At 58.5% G+C, this 22,301-nt stretch carries 20 protein-coding genes; 19 read left to right on the top strand and 1 reads right to left on the bottom strand.

The features are described from left to right. Nucleotides 1-135 precede the first annotated feature (135 nt). From X268_RS05425 to X268_RS05515, 19 genes are all read left to right on the top strand, one after another. The gene (locus X268_RS05425) at nucleotides 136-1,017 is read left to right on the top strand and encodes a hypothetical protein (protein WP_164937550.1); all 882 of its coding nucleotides are present in this window, start codon (nucleotides 136-138) and stop codon (nucleotides 1,015-1,017) included. Beyond that, nucleotides 995-1,501 (top strand): hypothetical protein, encoded by a 507-nt coding sequence (locus X268_RS05430; RefSeq protein ID WP_128923975.1) that lies wholly within the window; start codon nucleotides 995-997, stop codon nucleotides 1,499-1,501. Before X268_RS05425 ends, X268_RS05430 begins: the two co-directional genes overlap by 23 nt. A gap of 119 nt (nucleotides 1,502-1,620) precedes the next feature. Continuing rightward, nucleotides 1,621-4,044: an AAA family ATPase gene (locus X268_RS05435; RefSeq protein WP_128923976.1), complete on the top strand. Its 2,424-nt coding sequence runs from the start codon at nucleotides 1,621-1,623 to the stop codon at nucleotides 4,042-4,044. A 188-nt stretch (nucleotides 4,045-4,232) separates the two neighbouring features. Next, nucleotides 4,233-5,111, top strand: coding sequence for an ABC transporter permease (locus X268_RS05440; protein WP_128923977.1), 879 nt, complete (start codon nucleotides 4,233-4,235; stop codon nucleotides 5,109-5,111). A 9-nt stretch (nucleotides 5,112-5,120) separates the two neighbouring features. Then, complete coding sequence (locus tag X268_RS05445; RefSeq protein ID WP_128923978.1) at nucleotides 5,121-6,428, top strand: ABC transporter ATP-binding protein; 1,308 nt, start codon at nucleotides 5,121-5,123, stop codon at nucleotides 6,426-6,428. Nucleotides 6,429-6,440: 12 nt separating this feature from the next. Next, the gene (locus tag X268_RS05450) at nucleotides 6,441-7,385 is read left to right on the top strand and encodes a glycosyltransferase family 2 protein (RefSeq protein ID WP_128923979.1); all 945 of its coding nucleotides are present in this window, start codon (nucleotides 6,441-6,443) and stop codon (nucleotides 7,383-7,385) included. Then, complete coding sequence (locus X268_RS05455) at nucleotides 7,382-8,350, top strand: hypothetical protein (protein ID WP_208764422.1); 969 nt, start codon at nucleotides 7,382-7,384, stop codon at nucleotides 8,348-8,350. Before X268_RS05450 ends, X268_RS05455 begins: the two co-directional genes overlap by 4 nt. Next, on the top strand, nucleotides 8,350-9,300 hold the full coding sequence (locus X268_RS05460) for a glycosyltransferase family 2 protein (RefSeq protein WP_128923980.1): 951 nt from the start codon (nucleotides 8,350-8,352) through the stop codon (nucleotides 9,298-9,300). The genes X268_RS05455 and X268_RS05460 overlap by 1 nt, the downstream gene beginning before the upstream one ends. Further along, nucleotides 9,282-10,373 carry a glycosyltransferase family 4 protein gene (locus X268_RS05465; protein ID WP_164937551.1) on the top strand — a complete coding sequence of 364 codons (1,092 nt, stop codon included), beginning with the start codon at nucleotides 9,282-9,284 and terminating at the stop codon, nucleotides 10,371-10,373. Before X268_RS05460 ends, X268_RS05465 begins: the two co-directional genes overlap by 19 nt. 30 nt (nucleotides 10,374-10,403) lie before the next feature. Continuing rightward, entirely contained in the window at nucleotides 10,404-10,976 is a 573-nt protein-coding gene (locus X268_RS40530) for an acyltransferase (RefSeq protein ID WP_283818286.1), read from the top strand. Nucleotides 10,977-10,979: 3 nt separating this feature from the next. Further along, nucleotides 10,980-11,888 carry a glycosyltransferase family 2 protein gene (locus X268_RS05475; protein WP_128923983.1) on the top strand — a complete coding sequence of 303 codons (909 nt, stop codon included), beginning with the start codon at nucleotides 10,980-10,982 and terminating at the stop codon, nucleotides 11,886-11,888. 22 nt (nucleotides 11,889-11,910) lie between these two features. Continuing rightward, entirely contained in the window at nucleotides 11,911-13,113 is a 1,203-nt protein-coding gene (locus X268_RS05480; protein WP_208764423.1) for a glycosyltransferase family 4 protein, read from the top strand. A gap of 436 nt (nucleotides 13,114-13,549) precedes the next feature. After that, nucleotides 13,550-14,266, top strand: coding sequence for a glycosyltransferase family 4 protein (locus X268_RS39830; RefSeq protein WP_208764424.1), 717 nt, complete (start codon nucleotides 13,550-13,552; stop codon nucleotides 14,264-14,266). Nucleotides 14,267-14,287: 21 nt separating this feature from the next. After that, the gene (locus X268_RS05490) at nucleotides 14,288-15,442 is read left to right on the top strand and encodes a glycosyltransferase family 4 protein (RefSeq protein ID WP_128923986.1); all 1,155 of its coding nucleotides are present in this window, start codon (nucleotides 14,288-14,290) and stop codon (nucleotides 15,440-15,442) included. Next, nucleotides 15,439-16,839 (top strand): O-antigen polymerase, encoded by a 1,401-nt coding sequence (locus X268_RS05495; protein WP_128923987.1) that lies wholly within the window; start codon nucleotides 15,439-15,441, stop codon nucleotides 16,837-16,839. Before X268_RS05490 ends, X268_RS05495 begins: the two co-directional genes overlap by 4 nt. 21 nt (nucleotides 16,840-16,860) lie before the next feature. Beyond that, the gene (locus X268_RS05500) at nucleotides 16,861-18,039 is read left to right on the top strand and encodes a glycosyltransferase (RefSeq protein WP_128923988.1); all 1,179 of its coding nucleotides are present in this window, start codon (nucleotides 16,861-16,863) and stop codon (nucleotides 18,037-18,039) included. A 13-nt stretch (nucleotides 18,040-18,052) separates the two neighbouring features. Further along, on the top strand, nucleotides 18,053-18,616 hold the full coding sequence (locus X268_RS05505; protein ID WP_208764425.1) for a WcaF family extracellular polysaccharide biosynthesis acetyltransferase: 564 nt from the start codon (nucleotides 18,053-18,055) through the stop codon (nucleotides 18,614-18,616). Nucleotides 18,617-18,706: 90 nt separating this feature from the next. After that, nucleotides 18,707-19,825: an acyltransferase family protein gene (locus X268_RS05510; protein ID WP_128923990.1), complete on the top strand. Its 1,119-nt coding sequence runs from the start codon at nucleotides 18,707-18,709 to the stop codon at nucleotides 19,823-19,825. A gap of 327 nt (nucleotides 19,826-20,152) precedes the next feature. Beyond that, nucleotides 20,153-21,307, top strand: coding sequence for a glycosyltransferase family 4 protein (locus tag X268_RS05515; RefSeq protein WP_128923991.1), 1,155 nt, complete (start codon nucleotides 20,153-20,155; stop codon nucleotides 21,305-21,307). Nucleotides 21,308-21,545: 238 nt separating this feature from the next. On the opposite strand, the gene X268_RS05520 is transcribed toward X268_RS05515, so the two are convergent. Beyond that, on the bottom strand, nucleotides 21,546-22,235 hold the full coding sequence (locus tag X268_RS05520) for a class I SAM-dependent methyltransferase (protein ID WP_128923992.1): 690 nt from the start codon (nucleotides 22,233-22,235) through the stop codon (nucleotides 21,546-21,548). Nucleotides 22,236-22,301: the final 66 nt, after the last annotated feature.

Consider the following 22,301-nt stretch of genomic DNA (forward strand, 5'->3'; position numbering starts at 1 on the left):
CGGCGGCCAGATTAATCGTTTTACATAATAGTGTTTGGCAGATGCCGATGGTTTTGTGCTACTCCAAAACCACAGAAGAAATCATTGTTCTACATGTCTTTTGAAGCAGTTTATACAAGGGGCGGGGAGCCTTCAGTGTCAATAGAAGTTGTCCAATCTTCGTTAACTGCAAGCCGAGCCGAGGGGAGGCCGGCCTGGCTCAGCCTGCAGCGCGACGAGCTGTTTTGTGCCCTTTACGTCGTTGCTTGCGCCAACGGACTGTTGGGCCGCTTCATCCAGGCCATTCATGCCGATAGCGCGTTGGCGTCCGCATTGAGCATCGACATCAACGCTATTGTGTTCTTTGCCTGCTTTGCGGGTCTGTCGATGATGTTCTCCAGCGCCCGACAGGGGCTTGGGATGCAGCAGATCAGAAAATGGGACGTCGCGCTGGCTGCGGTTTTCCTGATCCTGGTGGCGCTTCCGATCTATCCGTTGAGTTGGATCGCTGTGACGGGTCTCAGCGTCTACATCGTGCTGTTCGCCTCGGACAATCCCGATCGGGTGCGAGGCGCCATCATTCTATTCGCGCTCGCTGTTCCGATGTTCTGGAGCCGCCTGCTGTTTCAGATGTTCGCCAAGACCATCTTGGATATCGATGCGCTGCTGGTCGCAACCATGCTGGACTCCTCGCGAGCCGGAAACATGGTGCGTTTTGTAGACGGCTCCGGCTACATGATCGTATTGGCGCCCTGTTCATCGCTGGCAAACATGTCGCTGGCGTTTCTCTGCTGGATCAGCATTTCGCAATGGGTTCGGCATTCATGGTCAAGAATTGACCTGCTCTGGTCCGGCCTCGCCTGTCTCTCCGTCGTTGCAGTCAATGTGACGCGCATCAGCCTGATGGGTTTAGGGCAGTCCTGGTACACCGCGATCCATAATCAGTGGGGTGATCTCGTGACCAATACCGTCATGCTGATATTGATGGTCACGTTCAGCCTTATCGGAGCCAGACGTGAAATATTCGCGCGGATTTAAGCTTCTGCTGGGGGCAGCCTTGATATCGACGCTCGGCTTCAAGTTGTTGCTCAAGCCGGCGACCTCCAGCGAAAACCCAACGACAGCGGCACAATCGAGACTGGCTGATTTTCTCACCCGTCAGCACTTCAGAGTCTCGGTCGTGGAACACGCCGCAGAGGGCCAGGCTTCGATTGTTGCATCCACGGGTGTTTGCCGCATCCTTGCGGTCCGATCGCCTGCGATGGGTTGGGACCGAGACCTGGTGCGACGTCAGGCCTCCCCCGGCGACGAAGTGCTCGTCCTGTATCGCGGCAAAATCTACGACGAACAGCCCACGTTGCGTACCGTCTCGGACTTCCTCTGGGGGCGGGTTTTGCGAGAACTTGGAATAAGCTCGACCGAGAGGGCAGTATACGCGATTATTTCCCCAAAGAGCTGCAATGCATCCCTCTTGCCCTGGGATGAACTGGCGGCGGCCGATCGGACGCCGCCGTCGGCGTGAATTAACTTGATTGCCAGATAAATGTCGCTTTCCATGCGGCAGCGCGGTATATTTAAAGAAATATTACCTGTTGCTAAATTGCAACAGTGCCCTTTTAACTTTAGCTTTGGGAACTTGCTGTGAACGAAATTGTGCCAATGCGTTCGACTTCAGGATCGCCCACACACCCTGCTGCGGCAGCGCCAAGTTTTGCCCAGAAGGTCGACACCGTCATCGGATTCCTGCGGCGCCGATGGATGATCATCTCAATTTGTGTTGGTGCCGCTCTTCCGTTCGGCGCAATCAATCATTTCTTCGCCAAGCCGTCATACACCTCCTCGTCGACCATCATGGTCGATCCCCGGGTGACCCAGCTGTTTCCCAATTCACTCGTCCCCGACGCATCGCGAGATCCCTCCTGGGTTGAGAACCAGATCGGTGTGCTGAAGTCCCAGGGCGTTGCTGCTTATGTGGTCAAGCAGCTTCGCCTTGCCGATGACCCTGAATTTCTGCGAGAGGATCCTGGCGTCTTCGCATCCATGCTCGAGTATTTCGGCGTGACGGCGGGTTTGAAGAAAATTGGACTTGGCGGAGCGCTGATTGCGGCCGGCCTCGCAGAATCTGACCGGCCGAGGAGCGAAGCGGAACGCATTGGTGAGGCGCAGGGCGCCTTCACGCGCCGCATCGACGTCAAGCGGGTCGGCCTTAGCAACATGCTGCGGGTCGAGTTTCGTTCGCGGAATCCGGATCAAGCAGTGAAGGTCGCGAACACGATGGTGGACGCGTATATCTACGATCAGCTGACCGCGAAGTACCAGGCCAATCGCCGCGCCAGCGATTGGCTGCTGGAACGATTGCAGGTGCTGCGCGAAGACGCGGCCAACGCTGAGCGTGCGGTCCTGGAGTTCAAGTCCAAGAACAATATCGTTGCGGCCGGCGGAAAATTGGTCAACGATCAAGAGATGATGGATGCGACGGCCAAGCTCGCGACGAGCAAGGCGGCTGCTTCCGACATCCAAGCCCGCCTGAACCGGATCGATGCAGTCATCAAATCCGGTCAATCCAATGCGGATACCGGTTTCGACGAGACCATTGCGGCGGCCGATGAGACCACCAGCGACGCGATGCAGAACTCCATTATCGGGCAGCTGCGCAAGCAGTACCTCGACCTTGTGAACCGCGAAATGGCGTGGTCGGCCCAGTATGGAAAGAACCATGTTGCGGTTATCAATCTGCAAAAGCAGATCAGGGATATCCGGCGCTCGATGATGAGCGAATTGGTCCGAATTCGGGAGTCACTGAAAAGCGAATACGAGATCGCCAGCCAGCGGCAGGCGACGGCGGAGAAGACGCTTTCGGACGTCATCGCGCAATCAAAGGGCGTGAACCAGGCGCAAATTACATTGTTCAACCTGGAAGCCACCGCGCAAAGCTATCGGCGCCTCTATGACAACTTCCTGCAACGTCATACGGAGGCGGTTCAGCAACAGACGTTGCCTGTCACGGAAGCGCGGGCGATCTCTCCCGCGGCGGTCTATCAAACCGGCCCCAAGCGGGGCATGATCTGGTTGACCACCCTGTTGGCCGGGGCTGGGATCGGTGTGGGTTTTGGCGCGCTCCGCGAGTTGATGGATCGAGGCTTCCGTACCAAGGAGCAGGTGCAGAGTGCGCTGTCGCTGCAATGTCTGAGCCTTGTTCCGGTTCTGACAGACCGTGCCATGCTCGGAATCTTGAACGACCCGCGGACTCGTGCATTGCAGGCCCGCACCAGCGCAACTGTCGCGGAGGTGATCCGCAACACGATGGTGAGCCGGATACACAAGACCTCTCGGCTGATGCGGACGGTCCAGCAGGCTCCCGATTCGATCCTTGCGGAATCGGTCCGGATGATCAGGCTGAACCTGGAGCTGGAGGGACAATCCGAGTCGCGTCGGGTGCTGGGCGTGACTTCCGCGTTTCCCGGCGAAGGCAAGTCGTCGCTTGCAGCTGCCCTCGCAACCGTGATTGCTCAGGGAGGGCAGCAGGTCATCCTGGTCGATTGTGATCTTCGCAATCCGTCTCTGTCGCGAGCCTTGTCCCCGGACGCGAAGCTCGGGGTGGTCGATGCGATCCATGGTCATTCCAATTTCCAGGAGCTGATTTGGACGGATCCGGCGACAAATCTGTCGTTCCTGCCGGGTGCTGCGAGAGCCGCAATCTCTCCAAGCGAGTTCCTTGCCTCTCCCGAGGCCGCGACCTTATTCTCTGCTCTTCGAAAGGTCTTTGACTACGTCATCGTTGATCTTCCGCCGCTGTTGGCTGCGACCGACGTGCGCGCCGCCTCGCAGCTTCTGGACTCCTACCTTCTGGTGGTTGAGTGGGGGCAAACCAAGATCGACGCGGTTCAGTACGCCCTGCGACATGCGCCCGGTGTGTACGAGCGGACCGCCGGTATCGTTCTGAACAAAGTCGACGTGGAAGCGATGGGACGGTACGATACGTATGGCGGGATGTACTATGGCTACTCCTACGGGACTGTGCCGGGCAACGCGCCTGCGAACGGACGGGCCGAGCTTTCGGCCTGATCACTCCGACAAAGCAAAATACGTGAGCTGCATGCTCATGACCTCCTGCTGCTTCCGTCGGTCAACGGCACGGATGGGAGAATGTGTTCCGCGGCAGCAGCGGACCTTGTCTGATGAACTCCACCACGATCTGTAGTGGCGGTCGCCGAACAACTTCTAAGTCGCCCTGAACAGGGCCCAATGAGCTCATGGCACTCGTAGACAACGCCCCGGACGGTCATCGCCTGATAGATGCCCCGCAGGACAAGAACAGCATAACGATCGAGCCGGGCGGAATCGACCGGCGGTACTGGCAGCACCTGTGGAGCTACCGGGAACTATTCATCGTCCTTGCACGTCGTGACATATCGGTTCGCTACAAGCAGACGGTCATCGGAGTTGCCTGGGCAGTCATCCGGCCGTTGCTGACGATGCTCATATTCACGATCGTGTTCGGCCGTATTGCTCAGCTTCCGTCCGGTGTCGCTGTCCCATACCCGCTCATGGTTTTCGTGGGAATGCTGCCGTGGACGTTCTTCTCCTCGTCCGTCGCTGAGGCAGCGAATAGCGTCGTGCAGAATTCCGCGTTGGTGAGCAAAGTGTATTTTCCACGCGTCATTATCCCGTTCGCCAGTGTCGTTACGGCGTTCGTCGACTTCATGATCGGGATCGTCCTGCTCGCGATTCTGATGGTGTTCTATCGCGTGGCTCCGGGCTGGCACATTGTCTACTTGCCGTTGTTTTTCATGCTGGCTTTCGCCCTGAGCCTGGGTTCGGGACTCTTTTTCGCGGCACTTAACGTTAAGTACAGGGATTTCCGGCATGTGATCCCGTTTCTGGTACAGCTGGGCCTCTATATCTCGCCGGTTGGCTTCAGCACGGCCGCCGTCCCCAGTGACTGGCGCGTTCTGTACGCGCTCAATCCGATGGTTGCCGTTATCGATGGCTTCAGATGGTGCTTGATCGAGGGGGCGCCGGCGCCCGAAGCTTCCACTCTCGCCATTGGCGTCGTGGCTGCGTTGGGCTTGGTCGTCCTTGGGGTTTGGAAATTCCGCTCCACCGAGCGCGAGTTTGCCGACCAGATTTGAGATTGGTAGATGCGTGACGTTGCCATATCGGTAGAAGGGTTATCGAAGCGCTATTGGCTGGGGCATCGACAGAGCTCGTCCAACTATCTGCTGCGCGACGCGATCGTTGGTCAATTTCGGTCATTGGCGCGGAATACTGCTGATCTGTTCTCCGGGCGCCAGATCATCCAGGGCGACACTCTTGAGGAGTACTGGGCGCTCCGCGACGTTCGGTTCGACGTCGGCGCGGGCGAAGTGCTCGGTCTCATCGGACGAAACGGGGCGGGAAAATCCACGCTGCTGAAGATACTGAGCCGGATCACGGAGCCCGATGCCGGAAGGGCCACCATCAGAGGCAGGGTCGCTAGCCTGCTCGAGGTCGGTACCGGGTTTCATCCGGAACTCAGTGGACGCGAGAACATCTTTCTGAACGGCGCCATCCTCGGCATGAGCCGGGCCGAAATCCGTGCCCGGTTCGACGAAATTGTCGCATTCGCGGGAGTCGAGCGGTTCTTGGATACGCCGGTCAAGCGATACAGCAGCGGCATGTACGTTCGGCTGGCGTTCTCGATCGCAGCGCACCTCGAACCTGAGATCCTGATCGTCGACGAAGTGCTGGCGGTTGGCGATGCCGAATTCCAAAAGAAGTGTCTCGGGAAGATGCAGTCGGTCGCAACGAAGGACCACAGGACGGTGCTCTTCGTCAGCCACAACATGCAGGCCGTGCAGTCGCTGTGCGATCGGGTCCTGCTGCTGGAAGGGGGGCGTGTCACTCGGCAAGGTTCGGCGCGGGAGGTGGTTGCGAGCTATCTCTCCGACAGCCAGACCGAAACTGGCGTAAGAGAGTGGCCCATCGACAAGGCGCCGCAACGAGATGGCGTAGCGCTGGCCGCTGTTCGTTTGTTGCGGGACGACGGTCTACCCTCCAGCATCTTCGAGAGTGATGGGGACATCAACATCGAGCTCGAGTTTACCGTCTCGGACGTTCCCGCCGGAACGTTTTGCGTGGGGTTCGATCTTTTCGACTCCGAAGGAAGTACGATTTTCCGCACCTACCAAACCGATGCGCAGCGGCAGGACTGGCTCGAGCCTCACGTGGGGCAAAACGTCTGGCGTTGTAGGATTCCGAGTGGCCTGCTGAATGAAGGGACCTTTTACGTCAGCCCTCGGCTCAGCATTCACAACGTGGTTTGGCTGGTCAAGGAAGATGCGGTGATTCAATTTCAGGTCCGGTTGCGCCATGGGAAATCCCCATTGTGGGACACTATCGAGGGGACCAGGCCCGGTCAGATTGCTCCCATCCTGGAGTGGTCGCGGCCAACCGGTATGATCTCCTGAGAGGGCTAGGGGATGCTTCCAAAAATCTCGATCATTACGCCGTCCTTCAATCAAGGGTCTTTCATTGAGCAGACAATCCGCTCAGTGCTTGAGCAGGGTTACCCCAACCTTGAATACATCGTGATCGATGGCGGCAGCACGGACGAGACGGTTTCCATCATCAAGCGCTATAGCGACCGCCTTGCCCACTGGGTGAGTGAACCCGATCGCGGCCAAACACATGCGATCAACAAGGGTCTGTCGAAGGCCACCGGCGACATCATCGCCTATATCAATAGCGATGATTACTATCTGCCCGGGGCGTTCGAGAAGGTCGCGCGTTACTGGCTCGACTATCCCGATTGCGATCTCATCCACGGCCAATGTGAGATCGTCGATCATGTAGGGAAGCTGGTCAGATTGCAGCAAGGCGACATCGGCAGCCTCGAACAGTGCCTGGACTTGTGGGCAGTCTGGTGGGGCGGGCGAAATTTCGTTCAGCCGGAAGTCTTCTGGACTCGTCGTGTGACCGAGAGGATCGGTTCTTTCCGCGAAGATCTCCACTGGGTGATGGACTACGACTATTGGGCCCGGATCTTTGCTGCCGGCGGAAAGGCTGGATTCATAGGCGATCGCTTGGCAGCCTTCCGCCTTCATCCGCTGCAAAAGTCCACGCAGCCCGAACGTACAGCGGACGAACTCCTCGGTGTCGTGCGACCCTATCTGTTCTCGAAGAGCACTCCCATCGGAAGAAGAGAGCAGATCCGCCTTCGCGCTGAATGGATGTATCACGCGGAATTCCTTCCACGCGTTCGCGATTCGATCGCTTCCAACGAGCTCCCCGCGCGCCGAAGGGCCAGGCTGGCCGGCTATGCATTGTCCCACCCGAGTGTTTTGCTCGCGCGGCCTTTCAGAACTCGATTGACAGAATCGGTGAAGCCTTTGTTCTCGAACACCGTCCTTGGAGGCAAGTTGTGAGCATCGGAGCCGTTCTTCTGCGTCTTCGCCAAAAGTACGGTCGCGGATTTCGCGTCGCCTATGCTCGCGATCACGTGCGGCCCCGGATCCTGAATACGGCACCGGTCGCCGACACGAGCGACTCACGGTACGAGATTCATGTCCTGACGTCAGCGCAGGATTGGATCAACCTGATTTGGACCTTGAAGTCCTTCTATTTCATCAGCGGTCGCCGCTACGCGCTTTGCGTCCATGAAGACGGCTCGGTCCCGCCAGAAGGACTGGAGGCGATCAAGAAGCATTTCCCGGCCGCCCGCATCTTGCTTCGCGCCGATGCCGATCGCCAGGCGCGAGATTTCCTCCGTGGCTATCCGAGGTGCGAGGCGTTTCGGCAATCGAATGCATTGGCTCTCAAGCTGTTCGATTTCAAGATGAGTCTGCGATCGCCGAGGATGCTGCTCTTCGACAGCGATCTCCTGTTCTTTCGTGAACCGTCGGTCTTTCTGAACCGCGCTGAAGATCCAGCCTATCTTCGCAATACATTCAATCGGGATGTCGAAACGTCATATTCGCTTGACTGGAGGATCGTGAAGGAACGCCTCGGTTTCGAAGTCACAGAAGAGATCAACTCCGGATTTGGCGTCGTCCATCCCGACTCGATGCGGCTGGACTGGATTGAGGAGTGTCTCGGACTGGATGGCATCATGGACGGCCATCCATGGCGGATCGAGCAGACGCTGTTTGCCCTGTTGAGCTCGCGCTACGGCGTGGAGCTGTTGCCGCAAGACTATCAAGTCTACCTCACCCCGGGCCTCGGCGATCGGCCATTCCGCCATTACGTGGGTGCCGTGCGACATCTGATGTACAGCGAAGGAATGCTTCGCCTCGTCAAGCAAGGCCTCCTCGATATGAAGCCGGCGCCGTTGACGGCGGACCCGGCGACGGTCGACATGACGACGGCATTGTCCCAGAGGAGCAGTGTCTGATGCTCGTTTCGATCCTCATACCCTGCTACAATGCGCGACAATGGATCGGTCAGGCAATCGACAGCGCGCTGGCTCAAACTTGGCCGAACGTCGAGGTCATCGTTGTCGATGACGGCTCTACGGACGGCAGCTTCGATGTCGTTCAGTCCTACGGTGATCGTATCCGATGCGAGCGGGGGCCTAATCGGGGCGGGAATCAAACGCGAAATCGGCTACTCGAACTCGCGCAAGGTGAGTGGGTCCAGTACCTCGATGCCGACGATTATCTCCTGCCGGATAAGATAGAAAACCAAGCCAGGTTTATTCAGACTCTGGCGGATGTTGATGTGCTTATCGGGCCTGCGATCTGGGAGTACTATTCGTCCGATGGCGCTCGCCGAGAGGTCATGGAGATACCCGAACCATTGGACTATTGGTCACTTCTGGCCAGTTGGAAGTTGCCGCAGACCGGTGCGCCGCTTTGGCGCAAAGCTGCGATCCTGGATGTCGGCGGATGGGATCCGAAGCAGCCGTGCTGTCAGGAGCATGAACTGTATTTGCGTTTGCTCATGGGAGGCAAGCGATTTGCTTTTAGCGCGAACAGCGGCGCGGTGTATCGCCAGTGGAGCGACCAAACCCTCTGCAAGCGCGACATCGGACTGGTCCACACCCGCCGGCTGATGATCGAGCAGCAACTCGAAGACTTTCTCCGAAGCCGGGGTAAACTAACTTCCAGCCGCTTGTTCGCCATCAATCTCGCGCGCTTTGAGATAGCGCGTAGCGCCTGGGCTTATGATAGAGCGCGTTCTGTCGGCCTGATCCGTCAGATTTTCGCGACCGACTGGTGGTTCTCGCCGCGCGGCCGAGCCGCACCGCTCGGATATCGATTTGTCTTTCACGCATTTGGTTTTCGGGCTGCCGAGGCCGTTGGCCATATGCTCAGGAACGGTATTTGGAGCCGAACCACCTGATGTCGGGGCAAGCAGCACCTGATAGAGATAGGCACAAGGACTATCCATATCTGCTCCTCGCGACTGACAGCGATGTTCAAGGAGCTTATTCCGGCTATACGCAGCTCGCAAAGCATGTGCCGCATGCAGCTTTGCTCAGAAACCGCCGGCGGGAGCCGAGGACTGTCGTCGAACGTGCGGCCCAGCGCTGGATCAATCAATTTACGGGTTCAAGCTGGTATCGCTTCAGTTCGGTGGAGCCGGAGCTTCGGGCGTGGCTTCAATGTCAAACCGGATTTGAGGGCCTCGTGCACTTCCTCTGGGGGGAGCGTGATTGGGGGGTTATCGACCGTCTGCCCTCCATGCGCCGGCCGAAGGTGTGCGCCACCTTTCATGCATGTACCGATACGTTGCCTGACACTCTTCGCGCGAACCGGCTGAGAAGCCTCGATGGCATCATCTTGATGAGCGAAACGCAACGCGAATTCTTCCTGAACCGCGGCGTCGACAACGAGAAGATTGAGGTCATTCCTCACGGTATCGATCTGAGCTATTTTCATCGTTCAGAGGTCGCGACCAGTGAGCAGTTCACGGTCCTTTCCGTCGGAAGCTATCGTCGCCGCTTCGACCTGCTGAGGGACGTCATAAGGATCATCGGCAGCGTTCGTCCGGAAATTTCGTTCGTGGTGGTTGCCTCGCCCGACAAGACGCGAGAACTCGAGGGGCTTGCGAACGTCAGACTTCTTAGCGGTGTGTCCGACTCGGATCTTCGCCGGCTGTACAGCTCTTCATCGTGTCTCTTGATGACCTTGCAGGCGGCAACCGCCAACAACGCCATCCTGGAAGCAATGGCTTGCGAGCTGCCGATTGTCAGTGAAGATGTCGGCGGCATAAGAGAGTACGTCGGTGAGGCCGGGACCCTGGTTCCTCCGGGTTCGGCGGATGCCCTGGTTGAAGCCATCCTGTCGCTGCACGGAGACCGAGATTTGGCGGCGCGCATCGGACGGGTCGGCGGGATCCGCGCGAAGAGCTTCGATTGGCCGATCATCGCGGAGCGGACGGCAGCCTTTTACAGGCGTGTCTTGGCAGCCTGAGATGCTGGGCGTATTTGGATGGGTCGAGGCGTGAGCATCAGGGAGGAGTTCGCCAACAGGATCATGCGCTACCCAGGGGCGATAGCGATGCGCCTGCGCATTGCTCGGCTCCGGTTGCTCGGAGCGCAAATTGGAAATCACTGCTGGATACGGCGGGTCAGCGTACCCAGAAATCCCTGGGATCTCGTTCTTTCCGACGGTGTTGCGTTGGACGATGGCGTGATCCTGCTCAACAGTGGCGATAGAGGACAGCAGCCCAAAATTCATATTGGCGCGCGGACCTACGTCAATCGCTATACGATGTTTGACGCGTCCGATCGGATCGAAGTCGGGGATGACTGCATGATAGGTCCGTTCTGCTACATTACCGACCATGATCACGCCGTCGGCAAAGACAGGCGTCTTGCAGATCAGCCGCTGGTCAGTCAGCCCGTGACGATCGGGCAGAACGTATGGATAGGCGCTGGTGCGATCATCCTGAAGGGCGTGCAGATCGGCGCAAACGCGGTCATTGGTGCGGGTGCCGTCGTCACGCGATCGGTGAGCGAGAGTGAGGTCGTCGCCGGCGTTCCTGCCAGGTCCATACCGCAGGCGGGACGGTGAGCAATGGCTGGCGGCCAGGAGGGCAGGGTACCCGTATCCGTCATCATACCGACCTATGGTCGGGGGACCGCGATCATCAAGGTGCTCGAGCGCATTGCGCTCTGCCGACCGTTGCCAGCCAAGATCATCGTCCATCTCGATGCCCCCGCCGACAATGCGCTCGCAGAAATCAGCAGTCTGTTCCCGGACGTTGTCGTGTTGAGTTCGAATACGAGACTCGGGCCCGGAGGTGGGCGCCATCGGGCCCTGATGGCTTGCGATACGCCCTTTGCGGTGAGCTTTGATGACGATTCCTATCCGATCGACGAACAGTTCTTCTCCGAGGTCGAGCGGCTGTTCGGACAGAACGAGGATGTCGCGCTGCTGGCCGCTCAGATCTGGCACCGAAACGAAGAAATGCCCGGACTGTCGGATTGGATGTACGACCGGCCTAGCTTTGTGGGCTGTGGATTCGCAATCCGGGTCGAGGCCTATCGAAAGATCCGTGGATACCTGCCGCGGCCCGTAGCCTACGGTGTCGAGGAGACGGACGTCAGCTTACAGCTCTTCGCTGCACGACAGCGCATCTGCCAGGTGGGGGCGCTGCGCGTATTTCACGACACGGACCTCAAGCACCACAGCTCCGCGGTGATCACGGCCGCCAGCATCACCAATCTCGGGCTCTACGCGTTCCTGCACTACCCGGCATCGCGCCTTGGTTGGGGCGTCCTGCAAGTCGCAAACAGAGTAAGGTTTCTGGCAAGTCGTCGCCGCTTCCGAGGAATCATCGCCGGTTTCCTGGCTATTCCGCTAGACTGCTATCGGTTTCGGCAATATAGAGACCCGGTTGATCCTGATGTTCTATCTCGCTTTTTCAGATTAATCTCCCGCGATCCAAAGCCCACAATGCAGGGTTCGGTTAACGGATCATAGCTGGGCCTGTAGGATATTGGATGTGAGCAGTGCGAAATGGGTCTGCTGCCAACTCGGCGGACGCGAGCATTACGCAATTCCACGGCTGCATCACCGAGGTGGGCATCTCGCCCGCTTGATAACCGACCTGTGGATCCCGCCTGGATCCATTCTACGCCACCTCGTTGGCGCAGGCGCGGCCTCCCGCTTCAATCCCGAACTGGCCGACGCACCGGTCAGCGCCTCCAACTGGGCGAGCGTGGCGTTCGAACTAACCGCCAAAGCGCGGCGCCGGGGCGGCTGGGACCTGATGATCGCGAGGAATGAGAGATTCCAAGCCTACGTCGTGCAGGTGTTGTCGGGGCTTCGGAAGCCACGCGAAGGTCCCGGAGTGGTCATGGCGTACAGCTATGCCGCGAGAGACATCTTCCGGTGGGCTCGTCCCCAAGGGTGGCGGACGGTGCTGGCGCAGATCGACCCTGGTCCGCCGGAGCAACGCATTCTTCAAAAGCTTCATCAAGCGTCTGGCCTGTCTCATGGTTGGCAGCCGCCGCCCGAGGCGTACTGGCAGTGCTGGCGCGAGGAATGCGAGCTTGCCGATCGCATCGTGGTCAATTCGAGATGGTCCGAGCAGGCGCTGCTGGAAGAGGGGATCGAGGGGTCGAAGATCGCCTGCATTCCGCTTGCCTACGAGGCCTCGCGGGCGCCGTCCCAGCGGTCCTATCCGGAGCAGTTCTCGCAGGCGCGTCCCATGCGGGTCCTCTTTCTCGGGCAGGTCAACTTGAGGAAGGGGATCGGGCCGCTCCTGGAGGCGATCAACAAGCTGAAGGACGAGCCGATCGAGTTTACATTCGTGGGGCCAATCCAGCTTGAGATTCCCCAGGACCTTCTGCGCGATCCACGGATCAAATGGATAGGCCACGTGCCCCACGGCGAGACTGCGGGGCATTATGAATATGCCGACCTGATGATCTTCCCGACCTTGTCGGATGGATTTGGGCTGACCCAGCTCGAGGCTCAAGGCTGGCATCTGCCCATCATTGCATCAAAGTTCTGCGGCGATGTGGTTCAGGATGGGCGGAATGGGTTGCTTCTACCGGAAGTGTCTGCTGACGCCATTGCGGCGGCGTTGACGAAACTACTCAGGCAGCCAGCCGAATTGAGGAGAATGTCGAACGCCTCCTCGGTCGACGCTCAGTTTTCCTTGGACAGTGTCGGGAAGAGATGGAATGAGCTCATCGATTGAACCCGCAGTGAGCGATCGCCGCGAACCGAGCGCGCCAGAGCGTGCGAACGCCGTTGCGCACAAGGTGGCCTTCGTTACGATCGTTCCATCGCCATATCAGCGAGACCTTTTCGCGGCGTTGGCAAAGCGGCGCGAAATCGATCTGAACGTGTATTACATGGAGGCCGGTTCTCCTGATTCACCGTGGCCGGCCGTCGACCTCGCGCGTTACGAGCACATCTTGCCGGGGTCGTGGTATCCGATTGGGCCGGTGCGCGCCCATGTCAACTGGCGGCTCCCCGACCTTGCGGACGCCGACTTCGTCGTTCTCAGCAGTTACACCTCTCTGACCGGTCAGTGGCTGATGCGCGCGCGGCTCAAGCGCTCTCGCTGGATTTTCTGGGGGGAACGCCCTCGTGCCCACACTGGGGCGAAGGGATTGGTCCAGCGCCATTTGATGAGTCCGATCTCGACGGCCGCAGCGATCGTCGGCATCGGCGAAGTTGCCAGGCGCATCTACCAGGACCAGTTTCCGCATCAACAGACCTTCAACATTCCCTATCATTGCGACATCGAGGAATTTCATCGCATCGAGCGGCCCAAGCGGCCGGAAGGTCCGCTGACATTTCTGTTCTGTGGGCAGATGATCGCGCGCAAGGGGCTCGATGTCCTGCTCGCAGCTTTCGACCGCCTGGTGCTGTCAGGACATGACGCCACGCTGCGTCTCGTCGGCCGGGAAGCTGAGCTTCCCGAGATGCTGCGCCAGGTCGATGCGAAGACCAAAAGCCGCATCGACTATCTCGGTTTTCAACCTCCCGGGCGGCTGCCCGAGTTCTTCGCCGGCAACGACGTGTTCGTGCTGCCGAGCCGGCATGACGGCTGGGGTGTCGTCGTCAACCAGGCGCTGGCCACAGGGATCCCGGTGATCTGCTCCGACAATGTGGGGGCGGCGATGGATCTGGTGAAGCCGGGCGTCAACGGCCTTCTGGTCAAGGCGGGAGACGTCGACAGCCTTGCGGCTGCGCTTCGGCAGGTGGCGGAAAGGCCGGCGGTGCTCGACGAGTGGAGCAGGAACGCGCGGGAAACGTCTCGCGACCTGACCCCCGAAGCCGGCGCCGCAAAGTGGGTCCGCGTGTTCGACAGCTTGGCGCGAAGCGGGAACGATCGGTCGTAGAAGGCGGGCCTGGACGAATTCATGAAGATACTCTTGGTGAGCAGCGGATCGGGTTCGCGCGGTGGCGGCGAGATCTTTCTCCTCTATCTCGGTCGTGCGCTGGCGGCCCGTGGCCATTCGATCATGACGTGGATGCCAACGCATCGCCGGATGGACGAGCTTGCGTCGCAATGCGCGGAGTTCTCGCAAGTGATCCGGGCGGACTACGTCAACACCTATGATCATCGGTCACGCTCGCTCGCGACGCTGTTCAATGCGAAGCAGACTAACGCGATCGCCAGGCAGTGGCGCGCGCTCGCGCCGGACGTCGTTCACATCAACAAGCAGAATTTGGAAGATGGGCTCGATCTGCTGCGCGCAGCGCGCATCAGCGGGTTGCCGTCCGTGTGCACCGTCCACCTCACCCAGACCGCGCGGTATCTGCGGGCGCGTGGTGCTCTGCTGCGCGACATGGTGGCCGCGTTCGAGTTGCGGAAGTTCAAGGGCGCATTCGCCGCCGTGCAGGACGTGCGCCGCAAGGAGCTGTCCGCCTTTCTCGGGCCTGACGCGAGGACGGAGACGATCTTCAACGGGGTGCCGCTGGTCGACCTCGACCGCCAGCAAGCAATGAGGCAGGCGGCGCGCGCGGAGCTTGGCGTCGCTGACGACCAGTTTCTCGTCGTCGGCCTTGGCCGCCTGGTCGCGCAGAAGAACCCGTTCACGTTCCTGGAGGTTGCGCGCAAGCTGTGCCGGAAGCACGACCATCTCCGCTTCGTCTGGATCGGAGACGGCGAGCTGGCCGGGGAATGGAAAGCGGCGGTCGAGCGCGAGGGCCTGGGGCAGGCGATCCGGTGCGCCGGCTGGAAGTCGGAGGTGCGGCCCTATCTGGCGGCAGCCGACCTCTTCCTGCATACCGCCGAGTACGAAGGGCTGCCATTTGCCCTGATCGAGGCCATGAGCATGGGGCTGCCCTCCGCGGTCTCCGCCACCGTCGCGGCGGAACTGCCGTTCCTGCACGCCGGCAATGCCATATTCTACGACCGTGACGAGCGCCTGGAGCATTTCATCGCCCATCCGCAGGAGCTTGGCGAGATCGGAAAAGCCGGGCGTGTTATGGTTACCCAGCAATTCTCGGACACCGCGATGGCGGCGGGTTATGAAAGGCTCTATGCCGGGGAAGCGGCGAGGTGTTCATGACGTCAGCACCGATCACGGCTGGGGCAGTGCAGGCCGGCCAAAAAAATGCAAATGCGCCGACGTTGATCCTGGTCGCCGGGCTCGCGGTGACCTGGCTCGCGCTGCCTTCGGAGGACGCGGAGTCGCTGTTCAAGACCGCGGCGATCGGCGTCGGACTTGCGCTCGCGCTGAGCACGGCGATGGAAGCGGTCCAGGGTGTGCGGGCTCTGATCCGCACCGACAATCTGATGCTCTGGGTGCTGTACGGGCTCACCCTGCTGGAGTTTCTTTTTCCGCAGCCTGACGTCAATGGCGTGGTGAGTGTCGAAGCCGCCACCCGCGGCGCCACGATTGTCCTGCTCGGCTTCTTCGGACTCGCCGTCGGCCGTCATCTTATCCCGCAACAGGCGAGTTCGAGTGCCCCGCTCGATCTGAAGCCAATCTACCTGTTTGGGCTGTTCATCTTCGCCTTTGTCGTTGGCTATTTGCATATCTTTCTCGCGGTCAATTTCGACCCGATCGAGATGATCGAGCAGATGTCGCGGCCGAGGTTTTCGCAATCGTGGGGCCGCGGCAAGTTTGGCAACGCCTATAGCTTGCTCTACGAGCTCAATTTGCTGATCTATCTGCTGCCGCCGATCGCGGGACTGATGCTCGCGCGCGCGGAACGATTCTCAATCGTGCAGAAGGTGATCGTATTTGCCGTGCTTGCACTTACGTTCTATTATGCATTCGCGTCGGGGACGAGAAACGTGCTCGGGACCTACGTCATCTCCATGTTCGGCGCGTATGCCCTGACCAAACCTGATCTGAAGCTTAGCCAGGTGTTGAAGGTTGGAGTACCGGTCGCTGGCCTGCTACTGTTCGCAAGCACGCTGATGCTCGAGTTTCGCTCTGCCGGCGGTGTGACTGCGATTGCCTCTGAGGAGCGTCACTACGATACGCTCTATATCGACCACAACCTTGTCAATATATCCAACCTGACCAATGTCTTCCCCGACGCAGTTCCGTATCTCGGCCTGGAGATTCCCTATCAAGCCATCATCAAGCCGATTCCCCGTGCGCTTTGGGAAGGAAAGCCGGAAGGCCTGAGCACCAGCATCGAGGCGGCGCTCGGCATAAATGATGGCGTGACGACGCTCGCCTGCACGTTTGTGGGCGAAGCCTACATGGCCTGGGGCTTTCTCGGCGTCCTCATCGCGGGCCTTGCGTTCGGCGCCGCTGCGGGATGGTGGAATCGGACAGGTCGTCAGGTCGACTCATCATTTTCCCAGGTCTTGTATGCCTCGGGTTTCCTTGCTGCGGCCATGGGGATGCGCAGCTTGCTGACCATGGTTCCCTTCATGCTGCCGACACTCGCGTTATGGCTCATGGGAAGATACTGGCTTCCAAAATCCAAAAGTGTTCAGACCGAATAGTTTGCCCCTCCATCAGTTTCGATGCCCTACAACATTCTCCATGTCATTCCCTACATGCATCCGAGCGCCGGCGGGCCGCCGGTCGTGGTCGAGAATTTCGTCAAGGAGGCGAACGAGCTGGGGCATCGGTCGCGCATCCTCTCGACGCCGGGCTACTGCAGGGGTGACGAGCGCGAGCTGCTGAAGCGGCTCGAGCAGCTTGCTCCTACGAGTTTCCTGAGCCCGCGCGAGACACTTCCTGGGATCGGACGGGCGCGATCGGGAACGATCGAGGCCCAAGTTCGCGAGGCCGATATCGTCCATGTGCATACGCTCTGGAGTCCGCTGAACGTCTCGGCCCGCCAGGCCTGCGCCCGGCTCGGCCGGCCTTACGTGCTCATGCCGCACGGAATGCTCGATCCCTATTCGCTATCGGTCAAGGCGCTGAAGAAATCGATCTATCTGCACATTTTCGAGAAGCACAATATCGCCCGTGCGGCTCGGATCATCTACACCACCCCCGAGGAGGAACGTCTGGCAAAGCTGGCGGGCTTGCCGCTGCCGGCAGGCGAGCTCGTTCCGCTCGGCGCCAATGCAAGCACGGCGTCGAAAAGCCAATTGCAGGCGCGGTTCGTGGCGCAGTTTCCTCAAGTGGCAGGAAAGCGGATCTTGCTGTTTTTGGGCAGGCTCCATCCGAAGAAGGGATTGGATCGTATCCTAGGCTGCCTTCATTCGCTTCGGCAGACGGTCCCGAACCTTCTACTCGTGGTCGCCGGCGATGGAGATGCCGGCTATGTCGACGAGCTCAGGCAGAGGGTGAGGGAGCTGTCGCTTGACGACAACGTGCTGTTCGCCGGCCGCCTCGATGGCGATTTGAAGTGGGCTTCCTACGCCGCGGCGGAGCTCTTCCTGCTGCCCTCGCGGCAGGAGAATTTCGCAATCACCGTCGCGGAGGCGATGCAGATGGGCGTGCCTGTTATCGTGACGGACAAGGTGAACACCTGGCCCTATGTGGAGGAGGCCGGAGCGGGCCTCGTCGTGGACGAGCGCGAGGTCGACGCAATGCTGCCGCGCGCGGTCGCGGAGATCCTGGGTGATGATGCGGCGCGCGCCAGGATGGCAGCACAGGGCGCCGCCTATGCGCGCGAGCGATTGACCTGGCCGAGGGCCATCCGCGAGCTGCTCGCTTGTTATGATCGGGTTATCTCGGAGAGCCGGTGAGGAGGCGATTGCCGTGAGGGCGAACCGATTTCAGGATCTGTCCCGCTTTACCGGGACGGCACGTGGCCGCGAGGCCTGGCGCGCCCAGCTCTGGTGGCTGTTCCAGTCGCTTCTCGTGCTTCCGACGCCACAATTCCTGTTTGCCTGGCGGCGCTTCGCGCTGGTCCTGTTCGGCGCCAAGATCGGAAAGCGGGTTCTCATTCGTCCGGGGGTCAGGGTGACCTATCCCTGGAACGTGACGATCGGCGATCATGTCTGGATCGGCGACAACGCAACTCTCTATTCGGTGGCCGAGATATCGATCGGGTCGCATTCCGTGATCTCGCAGGACGCCTATCTCTGCGCCGGCACCCATGACCACCGCGACATCACGTTTCCATTCAGGGCCTCGCCGATCCGCATCGCAGACGAATGTTGGGTGGCGGCGCGTGGATTCGTCGGCCCCGGCGTCGAGTTGGGCGAAGGAGCCGTGGTTGCGGCCGGAGCCGTTGTGACAGAGAACGTGCCGGCCGCCACGATCGTCGCGGGCGTGCCGGCGAAGAAGATCGGAGATCGCGCGGCTTCGGAGCGGGGTTAGATCGCAGCCGCGTGCCGCTGCCTACGTTCCGTCGCCCTTGCGGCGGTGATTTAGAGAAGTATACTGGATTAATATTGCAGGTTTTTTTGTATGGATTCCGAGAAGCTTTCATTTGTTGACGCATTGCGTGGAATTGCCATTCTCATGGTGATTTGCGTCCATCATGGTCAGAATTTTCGAGATTTTCCTACGCTTCAATTGGTCTCTGGCTTTGGTCAAATGGGAGTTCAACTCTTCTTCGTTGCTTCGGCATACACACTTTGCCGCTCGATGGATTCTCGGCCTGGTGAGCCCTCCAGGAATTTCTATATCCGCCGTTACTTCAGAATTGCTCCTTTGTACTATATTGGGATCGCGCTCTACGTTGGCGTCGCCTACGTGCAAGCGAATTTCGGCGGGACCAATCGCCTTGCTGATTACTCGGCGGTCAATATCGCCAGCAACGTTGCCTTCGTGCATGGGCTTGTTCCCGCCGCAAACAACAGCATTGTGCATGGTGGCTGGTCGATTGCGACCGAAATGCTCTTTTACGTAGCCTTTCCATTGCTTTTCTTGATGTACAAAAGATTCCAGGATTGGCCGAAGTTTCCCTGGCTCGCCATTGCTGCCGCCGTCTTGGTCAACTGTCTGGTGCAATTGACGATCGTTTACGTACTCAAGCGAAGCGGAATCGCGAACAATAGTTTTCTCTACTATTCGATCCTAAACCAGTTGCCCGTCTTCCTCATTGGCATGCTGCTCTATTTCTCGAAGCCGCGCGCTGCGTCGCTGGCTTGGGACGCGATTCTGATGGTGCTGTTTGGCGTCGCATCTTTTGCCTGCTTAAATTGGCCGGGCCACATCGGTGCGATGTTGTCGCCCTCATTGGCCGGCCTAAGCTTTGCTCTCTTGTTCATGATGGCCAAGCGCATCTTCAGAGAACGAGGAGTGATCGCAAAGATCGGGGAAGTTTCATATTCGATGTACATCTTCCACTTCGTGTTTGCGTGGTGGGTAACTGGATTTCTCATTGAGCTTTGCTCGCGCTTAGCAGTTCCTCCGTCTCTGGTTTATCTTGGTTCGCTATCGCTTGCGATCGGTGTGACCTATTGGATAGCCAAGTTCACGAAGTGGGGGATAGAAGATCGGTTTATCGCCGTCGGGCGCAAGATTATTCGGAGCATGACTTTGACTGAGCCAGCTGTCGCATCGGTAGCCGTTCCGAAATAAACTCCACGGTTCTCGTTTCTGGTCTCTGCGTCTCGCGGCAATGGGAGGACTAGAACCATGGTCTTGATGCATGTTGTGAAGCAAGGTCTGAGACAGGCTGGCTTTGATATAATTAGGCATCCTCCGGCTCTTCCTCTTGTGCATCACCTTCGGGAGTTTTTTGCCGAGACCGACGTCAATGTCGTTCTCGATGTCGGAGCGTACTTAGGTCTATACTGTCGAATGCTGCGTTCCGACGTTGGCTATGAAGGCAACATAGTTAGCTTCGAACCAGTTTCACGATCATTTGCTAAGCGCTCCTCGTAACTTTCTTTGCTTGGTGGCAAAATGAAGATACTGTACGTAGCCTCCTATGAAGTTTCAGATTTCAAGCGCGGAAACGGAATTGATCATTTTAAGCTCGAGGCACTGAGGAGCGCTGGTTGTAACGTTCATCGCGCTTGTCCAATTCTTCAGGCCTCGCGCCCTCATCTTGCATCACGCGTCGTGCGCAAACTGACGCGAATCCTGTTGCCGAAGGATCCTGTTCGGGCCCGAAGAAAGCTGCTGCAAGAGATCGGCAGAGCCATCGAGGCACATCCCTATCACGCAGAAGCCGACGCAATCGTTTGTCCGAATCATTTTGACATCAGCTTCTATCAGGGGAGCCTTCCTGTTTTCTTCTGGACGGACGCGACTTATCAGAATCTTGTGTCGCTTTCGTATAGTTCGACGATGGTCCAATCGGACGAACGGAAGCATTTCGAGCACTATGTTCAAAGGCGAGCGATCGAAAAAGCGGACGGGGCATTGTGGGCCTCTCATTTTGCCATGAACACCGCCGTTGCTCAGTATGGAGCGGATCCGGCGAAGCAGAAAGTTACGGGATTCGGATTGAACATTCCCGGAGAGGAGCGGAGCGCCGACATCCCGACCGTCCTTGCGGCGCGAGAGCAAGATTTCACCCAATTGATATTCATAGGCTTTGACTACAAGCGCAAAGGCCTGGACCTTGCCATAGAGGCAACCGTCGAATTGAACAGAATGGGAATTCCCGCCAAACTAGATACAATTGGAAGCCATCATCCGCTGCCTGAAAATGCGCAGGGTTATGTCAATATCCTCGGCCCGATCGACAAGCTTGATGCAAAACAGCTGGTCACGTTCGAAAGCGCCTTGCGCAAAGCCCATTTCTTTATCTTTCCGACGCGCGGCGATGTCTACTGTATGCCTGCGATCGAGGCTATGTCCGTCGGATGTGTGCCGGTCGTGAGCGATGTGGGCGGAATCTCGGAGATTGTTGCGACAGGCGAAACCGGAATCGTATTGCCGTTATCGGCTTCGGCTAGCGAGTATGCGCAGCGCATAGCAGCTGCGCTGCGATCGAAGAGATATGCTGAGATGGCCAGCGCTGGGTATCGCGCCTACCGGGAGCGCCACCGCTGGGGAGAGATTGGCAAGATCGCTCGGGAGTTCATTGAGCAGCGACTTGCCGCTGTCTAGCGTGCATGTTTATCTACGGACCTGGATTTTTTGAAATGATCGACGTGCTTATGCCGTATGTGGGTTTCAATGAAGCTTCCGGGATCGTGAGCGAGGCAACTCGGGTGAGATATGATTCGAGTCGAGGCAAATCATCTTGGAAGCGTCGTTACGCTGTGTCCGGAGCATCTTAGATGTTGGATCGCGCCTCAGATGAAGAGTCTCGACTATCGCGCGTCTTAAATCTCGATCCGACGTGCTAGTTGACGAAAGTGCGAACGAGCTTCCGGATGGGAGCAGGGGTGGAACGTCTGAGGGTGTGCGCGGCTCGCCGTACATAGGCGGATATCGAGCGGTCTACAACGCGCTTTTTATTATTGTAGTCTTGAAGAGCCCACCATCCAGAAATGGGATCTAATAAAGGGAGTTCCGTTCTCTCCAAGAAGGCTGCCTTCCCGACTGTCGCAATTTCGCGATACATTCGGTCAACCCGAAGAATTTGGTACATGTTGTTGATCGTTGGGATGTCAATATCATCAATAATGAGCACTGCGCCAGGATCTAGGTGTGGGTAGATGTAGTAATATTCCAATTCTGGAAAGGGATAAGCGTGCGGCCCGTCGATCAAGGCAAGTTGTAGTCGCTTGAATTGATGCTTTGGCAAGGTGTGCTGACTCGGTCCCTCTACCACCGTCACCGCCTCTTTGCGGAGGAGCGGAGAGCTGAGGGGCATTGCCAAGCTATCGCCTTCATTGAGGGCAAACACGGTATGATGTCGCGACAGATGTGAGAACAGAAGAGTGGATTTACCTGCGCCTGTCTCAACCGATTCAGAAATGTCGCGATCGGCGCAAATTCGTACGATCGCTTCGGCGGTACGTTGATCGAATCCACCGAGCGGATGCCAGTTGATCGGCAACCTGACGATTTCACTAATGGCATTCTTCATGAAAGTTTCCTCAAGGCTTCTATTGTCTGTTGCTCTGTTGATGGCGAAGGGAAATACCTATTGTGA

Source organism: Bradyrhizobium guangxiense (genome assembly GCF_004114915.1).
GTDB lineage: Bacteria > Pseudomonadota > Alphaproteobacteria > Rhizobiales > Xanthobacteraceae > Bradyrhizobium > Bradyrhizobium guangxiense.

Bases quoted from the DNA above. Each gene is read 5' to 3' on its own strand.
- X268_RS05440 (WP_128923977.1), top strand. From the start codon at position 4,233: ATGGCACTCGTAGACAACGCCCCGGACGGTCATCGCCTGATAGATGCC.
- X268_RS05445 (WP_128923978.1), top strand. From the start codon at position 5,121: ATGCGTGACGTTGCCATATCGGTAGAAGGGTTATCGAAGCGCTATTGG.
- X268_RS05450 (WP_128923979.1), top strand. From the start codon at position 6,441: ATGCTTCCAAAAATCTCGATCATTACGCCGTCCTTCAATCAAGGGTCT.
- X268_RS05460 (WP_128923980.1), top strand. From the start codon at position 8,350: ATGCTCGTTTCGATCCTCATACCCTGCTACAATGCGCGACAATGGATC.
- X268_RS05475 (WP_128923983.1), top strand. From the start codon at position 10,980: ATGGCTGGCGGCCAGGAGGGCAGGGTACCCGTATCCGTCATCATACCG.
- X268_RS39830 (WP_208764424.1), top strand. From the start codon at position 13,550: ATGAGTCCGATCTCGACGGCCGCAGCGATCGTCGGCATCGGCGAAGTT.
- X268_RS05490 (WP_128923986.1), top strand. From the start codon at position 14,288: ATGAAGATACTCTTGGTGAGCAGCGGATCGGGTTCGCGCGGTGGCGGC.
- X268_RS05495 (WP_128923987.1), top strand. From the start codon at position 15,439: ATGACGTCAGCACCGATCACGGCTGGGGCAGTGCAGGCCGGCCAAAAA.
- X268_RS05500 (WP_128923988.1), top strand. From the start codon at position 16,861: ATGCCCTACAACATTCTCCATGTCATTCCCTACATGCATCCGAGCGCC.
- X268_RS05510 (WP_128923990.1), top strand. From the start codon at position 18,707: ATGGATTCCGAGAAGCTTTCATTTGTTGACGCATTGCGTGGAATTGCC.
- X268_RS05515 (WP_128923991.1), top strand. From the start codon at position 20,153: ATGAAGATACTGTACGTAGCCTCCTATGAAGTTTCAGATTTCAAGCGC.
- X268_RS05520 (WP_128923992.1), bottom strand. From the start codon at position 22,235: ATGAAGAATGCCATTAGTGAAATCGTCAGGTTGCCGATCAACTGGCAT.